This window comes from Arthrobacter sp. 10T425 (genome assembly GCF_056393985.1).
On sequence record NZ_JBFTGZ010000100.1, the window covers coordinates 1 to 408 of the forward strand.

Here is a 408-nt window from a genome sequence, read left to right on the forward strand (position 1 = left end):
GGGCCGGTGCGGGGGTTGGTGGCGGTGTTCATCACGGTGATCAGGTGTTCGAACTGGTCCGTGGTGGCGAAGATTTCCAGGTGCTGCAGGCCGTGCCGGGGTTTGCGGAGGAAGGCGCCCTGGAGCTGGCGGAGCAGTTCCTCGGAGGGTTCGGCGCCGTCCTGGTCCAGTGCCTCGGCCCAGCTGCGGCTGACCCGGGCCAGGAAGTCGGCGTCGTTCTCGGCCGCGGTGCGGGTCAGGGCGTGCTCCATCGCCGCGACGGCCTCCGGGAGGCAGCTGTGCCGGACCCGGTCCAGGGCGAGCGTGATGACGGTCGCGGCCCGGGAGGCGACCTCGCCGGCCGCGACGGCGGCTCCGAGCTCCGGGTGCACGGGCGGGATGGGCCGGCCGGCGAGTCCCTGCCGGGGC

At 74.3% G+C, this 408-nt stretch carries 1 protein-coding gene; it reads right to left on the reverse strand.

All coding sequences use genetic code 11. The features are described from left to right. Positions 1-408: DUF222 domain-containing protein (locus tag AC1DDH_RS20705; RefSeq protein ID WP_476956251.1), on the reverse strand; the 408-nt coding region annotated here is incomplete at both ends.